Origin of the sequence: Flavipsychrobacter sp. (genome assembly GCA_041392855.1) — a bacterium.
In the GTDB taxonomy this organism is placed as follows: Bacteria; Bacteroidota; Bacteroidia; order Chitinophagales; family Chitinophagaceae; genus UBA5543.
On the sequence record JAWKLD010000001.1, the window covers coordinates 1559395 to 1574924 of the forward strand.

Genomic DNA, 15530 nt, shown 5'->3' on the forward strand with positions numbered 1-15530 from the left:
CTTGTTACTATTCTACAATCATAACTTTGCTAACATGCTGTATCCCATTATCTAGCAGAATCGTAACTGTATATATACCAGCTTGCCATTGTTTAGTATTTACATATAAAGACTGCCCTACGTTAGTATAATAGCCAACTACTTGTCCTAAACTATTTGAAATAGAGATCGTATTTATTGTTTTATACAATGTTTTAATTTCAAAATATATAGAAGCAGGATTTGGATATACACTGATTCTGTCATTTTCACTTTCCTTTACATTCAAAGGAAAACTATATAGATTATTAGACCTAATAGAACTACAACCAGTAGTATCTACATTATATGCATAATAGATACCTGTAACGGAAGGCGAATAAGTAGTAAAAGAATTTTTCACTAATAATCCACTCATTGATTCATGCCAATCAACAGGATATATATCAGATGCAATTTTCCCATTATCTATTGAAATTGTTGGTCGAACATTTTGCTGTTTATATGGTATATTTATTATGTTTGAAAAGACACTATCTTCTTGTGTTACACAAACATGATTAGCGGATATCAATACGGCTTTAATCTTATCATCTTTTACATGATTGCTTACTACTGGCTTAAGCGACCCTAAATCCATTTTCTTATTTACCTCCCAATATACTGGGGAACCTTGAATAGCATTCAGTATTGTAGCTTCAAACTGCAATGAATCTCCTTCACAGGCTGGCAATTTACCCCCTATATGCTTTATGGATATTTGCGATATAGATTCTGGACTAATATAAACACTGTAGTCCCTAACTTGCCCTCTCTCTAAATTAGTACAAGGGCCGGGGCTAGAAGCACTAGCTCTTTCTGTCACAACACGCATTTGCAAATACTTGCAAGTAACCACATTAGTTGTTGGTATTGACAATGTATCCTTGTACCGACCAGATGAGATACTGGAAGAAACTAATTCCTGCGTACTATGAAAACTCCCATCATTATTATAATCAATATATACTTTCACATATTGCAGATCTTTACCTAAGTCTATTTCAATAGGATAAGAACGCCCTTGATAAACTTTTGTTTTTTGCCAACAAGAATGGTCTTCATATAGGTTCTTTCTTTGATGTTGGTAATAATATCCAAAATCATTGATCTCACTAAAAATGAACCAACTAAAACCTGCCACAGAAGTACTTGCGGTGTCAAATAAACTAAAATCAGTCTTACAACTATTATTGCTTACAACTGGAGGATATACAGCATCAGATTCAAGTAAATAATTCTTCCACATAATATGGTTTTTAAGACTATACTCCATTTTATTTACTTGCCCCTGTGTGTATCTATTACGACAAACACGTGGAGAAAAACTCATAAAGTTCGCATCAGTATAATTTATTGAGCTACCTGTACAAGGATTGATGTCTGTTACCGAACAGCCAGTAGAAACAAAACCTCTTTTATGCGGTTCGGTATCACATACTTTATCTCCTGATGTCAAACAATTATTATTGGGGGGACAAGTAGCACCTTGCCCATCACCATTAAAAGTATAATCTAAGGAAAAGGCCTTCCCTAACTCTGCTAGTATTTCCGGGTTACCTGCCGCTGCTACATCACTTTCTATAAATATTACTGGGCCAAAACAAGAATTTGGGGACCCTGTTAGCCCCGTCACTTTTGTTGTATCAGCAATTTCATTAACGATAACGATATTATAGTACAAACCCCTATCCCATTTGAGCTTTGTGAGCACTTCGTGATAGTTAACTTGTGTTGGAAGAGGACCCGCATAATCGGTATCAGACATACCATTTATGTATTTAGACCAAATATTTAATCCATTTGTTCTTGTAATACCGTTTGTTGAATTACAATTTTCATCCCTCTGAGCCAATACCAACCTAATAGGAACTTTAACTCCTCCAGAATTTTCATCAGGATAAGCTTGCCACTTACAATCAAACACTTGATTAATGTATTCGATCCAATTCACAATATGAGCATCTGTAGGATTGTTTACACTTCCTAAAGTTTCACCCATATGTAGTACATGAACAACCACAGGTATTTCATACAAAGGACCATTAGATGTATTTACTATTTTACGTGGTGCTTTTTGTAAATTTTTGGCATATTTCTCCCATTTCAAATCGTCATCATTAGCCTCTTTAATACATGCAGGACAATTATTAATCGAGTTAATATGTTCTTGCGCTGATGTATTTTTTACAACTAGCAATAATGCTAATAGTGTAATTATTAGATTAATTGTTTTCATTGCACAACAGTTTACAAACTATAAGTAATTGGGAGGGGAATCAACTCTGTTGCTATATGCAATATAGCAATAATATGACATAAAAAAGGCATACTAGTTTAGTATGCCTTTTAAAGAATTGTACATTTTTATTTAGCTCATACCTTCAGTAGGTATTTGGCGGTCTACCTTTTTCACAAGCCCTTGCAATACATTACCTGGACCAACTTCTGTAAACTGAGTAGCTCCGTTTTTGATCATGTGCTCTACAGTTTGCGTCCAACGTACAGGTGCTGTCAATTGGTTGATCAAGTTTTGCTGTATATCTTCAGGTGTGATGTATGGATTCGCATCCACATTCTGATATATAGGACAAGCAGGGTTGCCAAATCTTGTATTTAATATAGCTTCTTTTAGTTCTTCCTTAGCAGGCTCCATCAGCGGAGAGTGGAATGCACAACCTACAGGTAACACCAATGCTCTCTTAGCACCTGCTTCTTTCATTAGCTCACAGGCTTTGTTGATACCCTCTATACTACCACTAATCACTAGCTGACCCGGGCAGTTATAGTTAGCAGGCACAACTACCTCGTCTGTAATAGTAGCACACACTTCCTCTACCTTAGCATCCTCAAGGCCTAATACTGCTGCCATAGTACTCGGATTGATCTCACAAGCACGTTGCATTGCTGCAGCTCGTTTAGCTACCAATTTCAATGCGTCTTCAAACGACAATGTTTTATTAGCTACCAAAGCAGAGAACTCTCCAAGTGAGTGTCCTGCTACCATATCAGGTTTTAAACCATCAGCAGTAAGAAAACGAATAACGGAGTGTAGGAATACCGCAGGTTGTGTAACTTTGGTCTGCTTTAGCTCTTCTGCAGTACCGCTAAACATAACGTCTGTAATACGGAAGCCCAATATTTCGTTGGCTTGCTCAAAATACTCTTTAGCTAGCGTACTCTCTTCGTACAGCTCTTTTCCCATTCCTGAGAACTGCGCCCCTTGTCCTGGAAATACAAATGCATGCTTCATTGATAATCAATTTTCTATTGGGCTAAAGTAGAGAGAATGTAGGAATTGCGCAAAGCGTAGCTCATATATAATTATAACATCTACTTATTGAGATATAACACAACTAATAAAATAGCGTCTTAATTTTATGCCATGAATTGGAACGAACTACACGAAGAAGCACAACTCAGCACTATTATTGAAGAAAGTAAGACACAACCAGTGGTCATTTTCAAGCATAGTATACGCTGCTCTATCAGCTCTATGGCTAAAACAAGACTGGAAAGAGAGGTACAACCAGAGGGTATAAAATTCTATTATTTAGACCTTATCCGCTACAGAGACATCTCTAATAAAGTGGCAGAGCTATTTCAAGTGCACCATGAGAGCCCACAAGTACTACTTATCAAAAATGGCGAATGTACCTTTGAGGAAAGCCATAACGGCATCAATATGAGTGAAATAGCGGAGCAAGCTGCTTAAACTACACCGATTTCCCTTTCCACTTGCCTGTACGCAAATAAAGTGTACAGGCTATGGTCAAAGTACCCCAGTACACAAACTCAGACATCCAAGCCCAGTGTAGCGGCAATCTCATTTGCTCAATGGCAATGGTACAGTACAAGATATAAGAAAGCACACAACCTATTTCGATAAATAGGTTCACTCGTGTATTACCTGTCCCCATCACACCATTAAACAAGACTGTGGCAACGCCCATTAGTACCGACGATATTGCTACTATACGCAAACTAGGGATGGCTAGCTTTATCATTTCAGCGTCGTCCCTATAAAGGCTTAGAAACTCAACAGGGAAGATAACCAGCAATATACCTAGCATAGCGGCATAGGCTACTGCTATTTTAATGGTCCTGATAATGACAGGGATCACCAACCGTTGCTTGCCCTGCCCTATCACATTACTCACCATTGTATTACAAGAAGCTGCTAATGACCAGAGACCAATACCTGCTACACCAAATACACTTCTTAATACTTGACTTACTGCCAACTCTCTTGTGCCAAGATGCTCTACATATATAAAAAATATCTGCCACCCTCCTATACTGAATAAGAACTGTACTATGAGAGGAGCTGCCACTATAAGCGATTGCTTGGCTAACGGGAAATCAAAGCTTTTCGACTCTAGTATAGGATATTTCACCTGCATCTTCTTAGCATAAAAAATGCCATACATCACTATTACGAAAACCACTTCTGATATCACCGAGGCCAAAGCCGCACCTTCCATACCCATTTCAGGCAAGCCCAAAGCCCCGAATATCAACCCGTAGTCCAGCACTATATTCACTGCATTAGCAGCAATAGAACCATGAATCAAGTATTTGGACTGACCAGTAGCGATATAAAACGCATTGGCCAACTGCGTAAGCATAAGAAAAGGTAAGCCCCACATACGTACATTTAGGAAAGAAATACTTAGATCAGCATTTTTTGTATCATGAAGTGTTGCCGTAAATATTGCAGGAGCAGCAAACATCGCAATACCCATAAGCAGGATACCAAATACCAGACACAGCATCATCCCATTGGTAAAGGTTTTGGCCAAACCCTTATAATTACCTTCGCCTGCCCTGCGAGACAGCTGCACTTGTATACCATTAGTTAGCCCCACACCAACCATCGCCAATATCAAATAGAAAATACCTGCCATACCATTGGCGCCAAGCTCACGCTCCCCTAAACGACCCAGGAAAACAGTATCGGTCAGAAAGCTAATCTGAGGTATAAGCATAGCTACCGCAATAGGGGCTGATAGCTTTATTATGTCTTTATTTGATATAGATAATTGCACAGTTCTGGTTACTCGCTTTAAAAACACAGTAAAAAGCACGAACTTTGTATTTTGTGCCCACTTGCATTTTCGTAAGTGTCGCAAATTTATTCTATAATTGTGTGCTTTCTATGTCTGAGCTAACAAATACTGCATTTAACCAACAGGTTTATAAGATCCATACAGGAGATTCTCTACTTTCTCAAGTAGAGAAGGTGATTTTGGTATTATTTCCTAGAGGCATATCGGTAGCTGGCTTTAGTGAACGTGGCGATCTATTGACGATACGCTACAACGATTATAAAAGTGACCTGCCTACATGGATACTCGATTTCTTCGAGCATCAGTTCTTAAACGACTCCATGCTGTCTACGCCGCACAAGGTAGTAGCAACATTTGTAGCTACGGAAAAATCTCTTTTGATACCAGACACACTGTATAAAAAAGAGGAGGCAGAAAACTGGTTGAGGCAATTATACTTTATAGAAAGTAATGAAATAATATCTCCATACAGTGTGCGCGAAGACAATGCCTACTATATGTATGCTTGGCCATCGGCGATACAAAGCCTGATAGGCAGATACTTTACCAGAGCTAAGATATTACCATTCGCTTCTTATCAATTCTACAAGCCTTTTAAGGCCGAATGCTCTATGCAATGCAGCATAGGCAGTGATGAGGTATATGCTACTCTCTACAAAAACAGAACATTACATTGGCATCAGGTATTCCCGTACAACAATGTGGAAGATATTGCCTTTCGTTTGAAACATGCTTGTAAGGAGAACGGTATAGACTATGGAGAGCTAAGCCTACAATGTACCGCTACCAATCGTAATCTTTCAGACCTGATAACAGGACTATCTCAATACTTCCCTGATTTGAAAGACGGCAGCAGCAATGTAGTATCTAACGACCGTAGCTGGACAAGCACTATCTATTTATTACAACAATTATACGCATGCGCATTATAGGAGGAGAATTTAGAGGCAGGAAATTTACACCGCCGGCTAAAACTCCTGCAAGACCTACAACAGACTTAGCCAAAGAAGGACTGTTCAACACCCTTATGAACATGATGGATCTTGAAGGCGCTAAAACCTGTGATATATTTGGCGGTACAGGGAGCATTAGTTATGAGCTGGCCTCACGCGGTGCTACAGACCTCACCCTAATAGAACAAGATAGAGGAAACATCAATTTCATCATAAAGACGATAAAGACTTTAGGTATAGAAGACCGCTTCAATATTATCAAAGGCGATGTTTTTCGCTTTATGAAGAACAGTACCGACCAATACGATTTTATCTTCGCCGGCCCTCCATATGCTTTACAAAACATCGACGATATACCGATGTTAGTGTTTGACAGAAAGATGTTGGCACCTGATGGTATCTTTGTGCATGAACACACTCCTCGCAACGACTATCAGCAGCATCCCAACTTTTTGAAGATGAAGAACTACGGTACAACCGTTTTTACTTATTTTCACAACATAGACTAAACTGCTTATGGAAAGGATATGTTTATTTCCAGGAACATTTGACCCGATAACCAAAGGCCACGTAGACCTGATAGAACGCTCGCTACCGCTATTTGACAAAATAATAGTAGGCATAGGTACCAACAGCACTAAGCAGCCCATGTTTACTTTAGAGCAACGCATGGAGTGGATAAACAATATCTTCCAAAACGAACCTAAAGTAGAAGTAGGCACTTATAGCGGACTTACAGTAAACTACTGCAATGAGATAGGAGCAAAATTCATCATGAGGGGCATACGCTACATAACAGATTTTGAATATGAGCGCGCTATTGCCGACATGAACCGATCTTTAACGAATAGCGTAGAAACTATTTTCCTAAGCTGTAGACCTGAGTACTCCACATTATCCTCTACACTGGTAAGAGAAGTGTTACGTTATGGAGGTGATGTAAGTGAGTTTTTGCCAGAAGCTGTAAAGCCTTAATCTCAACTATATTATGGGCAGCATTAAAGGCTATGCTATCATTTTTCTTATCTACCTACTTTTCAAAGGCTGCAATTATGCTCAAATGGAAAAGACTGAAGGCACCGTTATAGACCAAGAGACCTTTACTTATGGTAGTGCTTTTAGAGGTGGTGGCGGCAGAGATATTGTACCATATCCCATAGCAAAGTTTAAAGGTCCTGCGAGAAAAACAAGACCTAATATTGATTTTTCGTCACTAAGCAGACAAGAATTGGACTCCATTCATCAATATGCAACAGCAGCTGGCCCTGAGTTTAGTGTATCAAATGCTATCAACAACTACCTAGACTACAAGAGAAGCATATTAGTAGAAAGCACCGATTATATAACAACAGAACCTACTGGAGCTTATTTTTTTAAAGAGTACAAAATGGGAGAAAAGGTTAAAGTGATCTATGACCAACCCGACAATGCTATTGTTTGCACTTTATTTAGTTTCTGGTTCACACTCCCTTCCTTATCTATTCTCATATTACTATGCCTAGTTTGGACGGGCATATACCGTATAAAAACAAAACAGTATTGATAAAAGTAATATAGTATAGCAGATACATTATACTTTTGTTCTTAGAAATAGACGCCGATGAGTATTGAACAAAATATAAAAGTTGCGGTTGATGCAGTCGTCTTTGGCTATACTGACAATCAATTGCAGGTACTTTTAATAAAACAAAAATATGGACAACAGAAGGGCAACTGGGCTTTGCCCGGAGGGTTTGTGCAAGACAAGGAGTCTTTAAAAGTAGCTGTACTAAGAGAGTTAAAAGAAGAAACCGGAGTTGAGGCTAACTATATAGAACAGCTCTATACATTCGGAGATGATGTAGATCGAGATAAAAGAGCAAGGGTTATCAGTGTATCTTATTTGGCTCTACTAAATCCTAGCAACTATATACTTAAAGCTACTACAGACGCTATTGACGCCAAATGGCATCACATAGACGACCTACCCAAACTTGCTTACGACCATAATAAAATAATACCCAAAGGCCTTGAACGACTTAAAGCTAAGATCATTTATCAACCCATAGGCTTTGAACTGCTAGACGCATTATTCCCTTTTTCTGATTTAGAGAATCTATACCAAACGATACTTGACAAAAAAATTGACCGCAGAAACTTTAGGAAAAAGATATTAAGCTTTGACATTCTAAAAGAAACCAGCAAAATACAAAACATAGGAAGCGGTCGCCCAGCAAGGCTTTACAAGTTCAACAAAGCCAAATATAAAGCTCTAGAAAAAGAAGGTTTCATCTTCGATATCAAATTAGCGTAAAAAATACGCAATAATATTTTGTCGAATAGAAGAAAGCATCTACATTTGTGTAAATTAAACGCAAATGTTACTTCATCTAGATAAACAATTCAGCCCTTACAAAGGAGAAAGAATAGAATATGAATTATTCAGATTTGCTGGAGGAGAACCTCATATAAAGATATTAACAAAGATAGACGCTAGTACTCCTGTAATGATCACTAGCAGGATAAAGGATTTTAGAGATATAGGTGATTTACTAACTGCAGTAGATGCATTAAAAAACATGGGAATCAACAATATATCGTTAACTATACCCTATTTCCCAGGAGCAAGACAAGACAGAATAAATGCTACTGGTGAAGCATTGACCATAAAAGTATATACTGACCTGATCAATAGTTTACAGTTGAACAAGGTTATTATCTTTGACCCTCACTCTGACGTAACACCTGCTTTGTTGAACAACTGTCATATGATCAACAACCATGAATTTGTAAAAAAAATAACCCAAAAATTGAGCAGTAACCTGAAACTAATCTCTCCTGACGGTGGTGCACTGAAAAAAATATACAAACTAGCTAGTTACCTCAAACATTACGATGTTGTAGAATGTTCTAAAACAAGAGATACAACAACAGGACAGCTATCAGGCTTTAGGGTTTATACAAAAGATCTAAACCAGCAAGACTGTGTTATAGTAGATGACATTTGTGATGGAGGTGGTACGTTCATAGGGCTTGCTAAAGAATTGAAAAAGAAGAATGCAGGTAAACTATACCTTATAGTAAGTCATGGTATTTTCAGCAAAGGTCTTGATGAATTAAAAAAGCAGTTCGAACATATTTACACTACTGATTCATTTAAAACCAATGAACCCGATGATCAACTAACAGAAATTAACCTATCTACAATTTTATAAACACACGATTATGAATCCGCTATTATATACCGACGGCTACAAAGTAGACCACAGAAGACAATACCCTGAACATACAACCATGGTGTACTCTAACTGGACACCAAGACAGAGTAGAATAAAAGGCGTGGATAATGTTATACTATTTGGCTTACAGTACTTCATAAAAAAGTATATGATCGAAGATTTTCAACACAACTTCTTTGACCAACCAAAAGAGAAGATCGTAACACAGTATAGCAAACGTATCAACAACTATCTTGGAGAAAACAAAGTAGGCACAGAACACATTGCTGCTTTGCATGACTTGGGATATTTACCAATAATTATTAAAGCAATACCGGAAGGAGATAGCGTGCCTTTAAGAACGCCTATGTTCACTGTATACAATACACTTCCTGATTTCTTTTGGTTAACCAACTATTTTGAAACCATTCTATCAACTACTGTGTGGCTACCTTGTACCTCTGCCACAATAGCACTGCAATATAGAAGGCTATTAGACAGTTATGCTAAGGAAACATCTACAGCAGAAGAAATGGTGAACTGGCAAGGTCATGACTTTTCTATGCGTGGCATGGCTGGGCTGGAAGCTGCAATGATGAGTGCTGCTGGTCATTTACTAAGCTTTACGGGAACAGATACGATACCAGCTATTGACTTCCTGGAAGAATACTATAACGCAGATGCTGGGCAAGAGCTCATTGGAGGTTCTGTAGCTGCTACAGAGCATTCTGTAATGTGCATGGGCACTAATGAAGGTGAGCAAAACACTTTTGAACGACTAATAACCCAAATATATCCTAATGGTATAGTATCTATAGTATCTGACACATGGGACTTGTGGAAAGTACTGACCGAGTACTTACCAAACCTTAAAGAACAGATATTAGCAAGAGATGGCAAAGTTGTAATAAGACCTGATAGTGGAGACCCTGTTAATATCATTTGCGGTGATCCTAATGGAAAAACTACAAAAGAGCAAAAGGGCGTGATCGAACTGCTTTGGGATGTATTCGGAGGTATAACTAACACAAAAGGTTATAAAGAATTGGATGCTCATATTGGAGCTATATATGGGGATAGCATAACACTAGAAAGAGCAGAACAGATATGTAAGAGATTAAAAGACAAAGGTTTTGCATCTACAAACATTGTATTAGGTATCGGTTCTTTTACTTATCAATACAACACAAGAGACACCTTTGGGTTTGCTATGAAGGCAACATATGGAGAAGTAAATAGTGAAGGCAGGGCTATATATAAAAACCCTATTACTGATGATGGCACCAAACGTTCTGCAAAGGGCCTGATAACATTGATCAAAGAAAATGGTGCATATAAAATGCTCGACAGCGTAAGTAAAGATGAAGAGCAAAAAGGTGAACTAAAAACGGTATACAAAGACGGAGTACTATTAGTAGACCATACGCTAAAAGACATAAGGGCACGAGTACAAAAGAACAGCTAATAGTTCTTACATACTTTAATTATGCTATTGTTTACTATTAGAGCGGGATATCTTTATCCTAATGCTTCCAACGCCTTGTATACTAAAATGGCTGGCCATACAACTGCTTTCAGTACACCTAGCACACCGTCCCAAAAACCTGTAGCGTGTTGTATAAAGTAGATGAGCGCGCCAACAAAACCCATACTGTAAACTGAAGAAGATCGTTCTACAACTTTCTTTTTTACTACTTGCATGATAATATTAAGGTTGGTTATTAGGGCAAGTTAACAATAACCAATATATTAACACATGACAAATATCACTTTTAAGAACTTCCATAGTAAGAATTTACTCATCAAGAACTAAACACTATAACCTTTCCTTTTTTATAATTAGTACTAATGAGAAACATGCTACTCTTCTTCTCTCTGTTCATAATAGCTCAAAGCGGCCTATCACAAGACTACACCCAATACCATAAGTCTATAATAAATGCTGAAAAGCAACTGTTCATCAACGAGAAACTTGAAGAGGGGTTAAAGACTTACTTAACCACCTTTAAACAGTATGACTTTGTTTTTCTTAGCGATGTCATGTTGGCAATGCAAATATCATTGTTAACTAATAACGAACAAGCATTCCTGACCTTAGCAGATAAGGCAACACAAAATGGCTTACTTCCTCGCCATCTCATCAAGTTTTATTTTATACAAAAGCACCCTTTCTACAAAAAGCACAAAGACTCTATTATAACACTATATCATAGAAACAGGCCTCACTATCTAAATAGAATAGACACTATAGCGCTACAGAAAATGTATGACATTTTTGCGTTTGATCAAATGGAGAAAAACCCTTTAAAAAACGAATCGGAAACTGACTATAATAAAAGGTACAAACCTCAAATAAAACAAAGAATAGACAAGCTCACCAAACTAATTGAGGGTCATGGTTTCCCCTCAGATAAGACAATAGGTATATACCAAAATGACATAATGAGTGAAATGAAATTAAGTAGCCAAGACTTGATATACTACTACCATAATAATAAAAACAACAGTGCTTACTCTATAAACGAAGGGCAATTTCAGGAATATGAATGGAAGTTTTCCTCTAACTTATGGCATGCCGTTATAGCGCATAATTATCAAAGACAAGGAATTACACAAATACATAGTGACACTCTTTACCTAAGAGAAATAAAGAAAGGGAACATACACCCTAGAGACATGGCTCACATGCTCGATTTCCCATTACGAAATGCCGATAGTGACAAATTAAATATTCAGATAAAGAAAGGTGAAAAGTTTTTCTTGATAGTAAGAAGAAACAACATAGAAAACATGGAAGGACACTATAAAGGCATACCATTCTCTCGCATCAATCTACTAAGAGAACGGTTTTATATTGCACCAATAGAGCAAGACATTGCGAAAATAAAGTTTGCTAAGAAGTATGGCATTCACATTCCTTATGTAGCAAATGGCGTTAGGTAACTTAGCAAGTCTTCTTGCGCTCCATAGCCTTATGTCTGTTAAAACGTTGAGTTTCTTTTTGTAAACGCTTTATAAGGAAGATAACAACTGCGATATCATCTATCCATCCTAAGAAAGGTATCCAGTCAAAATCAAAAGGAGTTACAACATAAACGATACCCAGTATCAAAAATAAATTTGTCGCAAAAGACATTTTATAGCGCCCTTTCCACACCTCGCGTAGCATACACGTAAGTGTTTTTCTATTCTTGAAAAGTTGTACACCTTCTTTTACTTGCTTAACACCACTAATTGTAGAAATTTTTCCCATCATCACATTTATTAATACAATACAAAATTATAAGATTGTTTGTTGACACAATGTTAAGGGGAACAAGACTTTCCTTCAAATTCTGTTAAAAAAGAAACACCCACTACATGTGTAGCAGGTGTTGTATACAAACCAATGTATCACTTAGAAATCATACTTATCGTACAATCAGTTTTTGTGTAGCACGTCCGTCAGCAGTAGAGACAACAACTACATAAGTACCCGACACTAGTTTAGAAGCAGGTATCAGATATTGATGCAACCCTTTACTACTATCAAGCTTTTCGCTTATTACCAGCTTCCCAGTCAAACTATATACAGAGATATTCGCCAACTTTTCATCTTTCGCAAAGCTATACACTACCGTAACATCATTACCAAAAGAAGGATTTGGAGATACGGCTACTGTGGCAATAGTTTCTTGCACTTTATTTTTTACTGTTACTGCTGCTAATTTTGTTTTACTGAACATGATAGAAGTGTTAGCACTTCCATATCCTGAAAACACAAGCTTCCATATTTCTCCATCTTCTTTTTGTAAAAAATAAACAGTAGAGTCAGCTATATCATAACCTGTACCTGTATACTTTTTCCAATCATAACCCAATGTATTTATTTCATGACTGAAGGTGTGTGCATAGTAATTATTGTATGCATTTGCATTAGGGATATTAATTGCCTTTACTGCTTTAACACCTCTTGCATGCAACACGCCTGTTACCGGATATGGAGTAGGAACAAATGCGGTGTACTTTGTAAAAAGCAATTCCCAATCGCCATGCGTAGGCTCTCTTTGTACGGTCTTATTATTCACGATAGAATAGTATCCGAATGCAGCTGCATTAAATCCTGTCTTATCAACAGTTGCAGTCTTTTCATTACTACCATCAAGGTTCGCATACTTAATGGTGTACTTAGCACTGATCAACGACTCGATGATCAACTTTCTATACGAGCCGTCAGTCAACTTAATGATATATATAGAGTCTCCTAAAACATGATGTGTATTCAAATCGTATCTACCCCAATCTAGATCGAACGGGTCGTTAGGATTAGCATAGTTACCCATTGCACAATAGTTCCATGAAGTATCTGAGTCCCAACGTTTTTGCCAAGTACTTAGCCCTGTAGTATCTACTGTGCTCCAAGCCGACACCTTACCTTTAGGATAGCCCCAAAGCTCAACACCTGCACCAGAATTGATACGAATCCCTGTATTTACGCCCTTTGTATCAAAAGCCAGATCCCAATTCTCTTTCGCTTGAACAGCTTGCTCATCATTATTCAAACTATACCATACTTGATTAGCTCCTCCGGCCCCTAAAGACACCGTGTCTTTTACTGTTGTTTGTGCTGTTGCCCACAATGTCATCGCAGTAGCTACTACTGTAAGTACTTGTTTTTTCATTTCTTTCAATTTGTCTTTATGTATATATTGTTATTAAATTATTCCCCTTATTACAAAACAGTCCTCCGTAGGCAACTATACCTATTGCAGCAAACCTTGCTCCCTTGCCACTGGTATAGTGCCATACGGAAGATGACTTTATAATCATGTAAACCTTAAATGTGATAGATAGCCGCCTTGCGTGTGAGATGGGGTCATGTCAAGTAAAGACCTTGACCATAGGTATTTTAGCTTTGTCTGGAGCATCCGTAAACATTAAGGCTACACAAGCATTTTTCAGCTCATTAATAGCAATTGGTAATTATGTTTTCTCAACGTATACGGAGCAAGCGTTGTTGATTGGTGCAAATATATTATCAACCCATGAAGAATAACTTCACAAATCGGGAAAAGCATTATTGAAATCGGGAAACGGGACGGCTTATGACATTGCAATGACAGAACAGCCTTATTGCTTTAATACCTGATAGAAAATTTGCCGATAACGAGCTATATACTTTCCTCTAGGCAAGCCTGAAACATCATGTTTTTTTTGTCCTGGCTGATATGCTTTCACTAACTGACCTTGATAGTCGTACAAGTACACTATATCTTCTGTAGCGCTACTGGAAAGCTGAAAGTAAGTAGAGCACGGATTAGGGAAAGCCATATTAAGAGGTCCCCTAAAAGCGTCTTTCACGCTAGTGGTAGCATTTACATAAAAGTCGCGCTGAATTATCAATTGATTATTAATAAAATATCGAGCCTCCCACTGCCCTGCTAGGCTATCATGAGGCATATTGATGTATGTCCAAAAATAATAGTGCCAATAGTCTTGAGTGGTGGTATGGCTAAAAGAAAACCAGTATTGTCCCTTGGGGGTATACCAGTCTACTCGCTGCACATCGCCTTTACGTACACCTTGTAATTGTATCCAAAAACTAACAGCCGTATCGTTTTGGGTATAAAACGTATCTCTTACATCATAACGCTCGCGTAGCGTATCCAGGTTGTTACTATAAGGGGCAAACCCGTTATCTATTACTATAAGGGATGTATCGTATACAGGCTGTGTCTGCCACATGCTTGCAGTTGTCGTTTGGCAAGCTCCAACAAAGGGGTCAACAAGGTTTGAATTAACATCGTATACCTCTAGGTGCAAGTGAGGATCGGTAGATCTACCTGAAGAGGCTACCTTACCAATGGGCTGCCCAGCTTTTACAGTGTCACCTACTTTTACCAACAAGGAATATTTCATTAAGTGCCCAGAGTAAGTATAGAGTGTGTTGCTATGGTTGATGGCTATATAATTGCCCAACCCTCCATTATTTACTGCTTTATTCCTATCAAAAACACCGTCTTGCAATTTAAAGACAATACCATCGGCAACAGCATGTACATACACTCCGCTATCCATAGTTTTAAAACTCCTTATCACAAAATCTGTTCCTTCGTGCCCATCATAGGTTTTATTACCACAGGCATAGTTCTTAATGTTTGGAGTAAGGTCGTGGTCTACATAGTTTACTATCCAGTAGTCTTTTCCTACCACACCACTTAGTGGTAGCTGAAACTTTATTTGCGCAGTAGCTATTACAGTATAGCAAATTGCGATCAATAACAAAAAGCTGTGTTTGAGCAGACTCATGCGTA

Annotated in this window: 16 protein-coding genes; 9 read left to right on the plus strand and 7 right to left on the minus strand. The window is 37.9% G+C overall.

Annotated elements, in window-relative coordinates; genetic code table 11:
- Positions 1–7: 7 nt before the first annotated feature.
- A complete protein-coding gene (locus R2800_07295) occupies positions 8–2257 on the minus strand; it encodes a GEVED domain-containing protein (protein MEZ5016840.1) in 2250 nt (749 codons plus the stop codon).
- A gap of 132 nt (positions 2258–2389) precedes the next feature.
- Entirely contained in the window at positions 2390–3271 is an 882-nt protein-coding gene (gene fabD / locus R2800_07300; protein ID MEZ5016841.1) for an ACP S-malonyltransferase, read from the minus strand.
- Positions 3272–3403: 132 nt separating this feature from the next.
- Between fabD and ytxJ the strand changes: the two genes are divergently transcribed.
- Positions 3404–3733 (plus strand): bacillithiol system redox-active protein YtxJ, encoded by a 330-nt coding sequence (ytxJ, locus tag R2800_07305; GenBank protein ID MEZ5016842.1) that lies wholly within the window; start codon positions 3404–3406, stop codon positions 3731–3733.
- Between the two features lies 1 nt (position 3734).
- Here the strand turns inward: ytxJ and R2800_07310 are convergent, their stop codons facing one another.
- Entirely contained in the window at positions 3735–5105 is a 1371-nt protein-coding gene (locus tag R2800_07310) for an MATE family efflux transporter (GenBank protein MEZ5016843.1), read from the minus strand.
- Between the two features lie 71 nt (positions 5106–5176).
- On the opposite strand from R2800_07310, the gene R2800_07315 reads away from it, so the two are divergent.
- The 7 genes from R2800_07315 (at position 5177) to R2800_07345 (ending at position 10702) form a co-directional block, all read left to right on the plus strand.
- Entirely contained in the window at positions 5177–6019 is an 843-nt protein-coding gene (locus tag R2800_07315) for a DUF3822 family protein (protein ID MEZ5016844.1), read from the plus strand.
- Positions 6007–6549, plus strand: coding sequence for an RsmD family RNA methyltransferase (locus R2800_07320; GenBank protein ID MEZ5016845.1), 543 nt, complete (start codon positions 6007–6009; stop codon positions 6547–6549). The genes R2800_07315 and R2800_07320 overlap by 13 nt, the downstream gene beginning before the upstream one ends.
- A 7-nt stretch (positions 6550–6556) precedes the next feature.
- Positions 6557–7015 carry a pantetheine-phosphate adenylyltransferase gene (coaD, locus tag R2800_07325; GenBank protein MEZ5016846.1) on the plus strand — a complete coding sequence of 153 codons (459 nt, stop codon included), beginning with the start codon at positions 6557–6559 and terminating at the stop codon, positions 7013–7015.
- Between the two features lie 13 nt (positions 7016–7028).
- Positions 7029–7583 (plus strand): hypothetical protein, encoded by a 555-nt coding sequence (locus R2800_07330; GenBank protein ID MEZ5016847.1) that lies wholly within the window; start codon positions 7029–7031, stop codon positions 7581–7583.
- A 57-nt stretch (positions 7584–7640) separates the two neighbouring features.
- Complete coding sequence (locus tag R2800_07335; protein MEZ5016848.1) at positions 7641–8333, plus strand: NUDIX domain-containing protein; 693 nt, start codon at positions 7641–7643, stop codon at positions 8331–8333.
- A 64-nt stretch (positions 8334–8397) separates the two neighbouring features.
- Positions 8398–9234 carry a ribose-phosphate diphosphokinase gene (gene prs, locus R2800_07340; protein MEZ5016849.1) on the plus strand — a complete coding sequence of 279 codons (837 nt, stop codon included), beginning with the start codon at positions 8398–8400 and terminating at the stop codon, positions 9232–9234.
- 10 nt (positions 9235–9244) lie between these two features.
- Complete coding sequence (locus tag R2800_07345) at positions 9245–10702, plus strand: nicotinate phosphoribosyltransferase (GenBank protein MEZ5016850.1); 1458 nt, start codon at positions 9245–9247, stop codon at positions 10700–10702.
- 53 nt (positions 10703–10755) lie between these two features.
- Here the strand turns inward: R2800_07345 and R2800_07350 are convergent, their stop codons facing one another.
- Positions 10756–10938 carry a hypothetical protein gene (locus tag R2800_07350; GenBank protein MEZ5016851.1) on the minus strand — a complete coding sequence of 61 codons (183 nt, stop codon included), beginning with the start codon at positions 10936–10938 and terminating at the stop codon, positions 10756–10758.
- A 147-nt stretch (positions 10939–11085) separates the two neighbouring features.
- Here R2800_07350 and R2800_07355 point away from each other — a divergent pair, with 147 nt between their 5' ends.
- On the plus strand, positions 11086–12180 hold the full coding sequence (locus R2800_07355; GenBank protein ID MEZ5016852.1) for a hypothetical protein: 1095 nt from the start codon (positions 11086–11088) through the stop codon (positions 12178–12180).
- Between the two features lies 1 nt (position 12181).
- On the opposite strand, the gene R2800_07360 is transcribed toward R2800_07355, so the two are convergent.
- The 3 genes from R2800_07360 to R2800_07370 all read right to left on the minus strand — a co-directional run bounded on the left by R2800_07360 (position 12182) and on the right by R2800_07370 (position 15525).
- Positions 12182–12493 (minus strand): YkvA family protein, encoded by a 312-nt coding sequence (locus R2800_07360; protein ID MEZ5016853.1) that lies wholly within the window; start codon positions 12491–12493, stop codon positions 12182–12184.
- Positions 12494–12647: 154 nt separating this feature from the next.
- Positions 12648–13898, minus strand: a complete 1251-nt coding sequence (locus R2800_07365) for a T9SS type A sorting domain-containing protein (protein MEZ5016854.1) — start codon at positions 13896–13898, stop codon at positions 12648–12650.
- Positions 13899–14346: 448 nt separating this feature from the next.
- Entirely contained in the window at positions 14347–15525 is a 1179-nt protein-coding gene (locus tag R2800_07370; protein MEZ5016855.1) for a peptidoglycan DD-metalloendopeptidase family protein, read from the minus strand.
- Between the last annotated feature and the right edge of the window lie 5 nt (positions 15526–15530).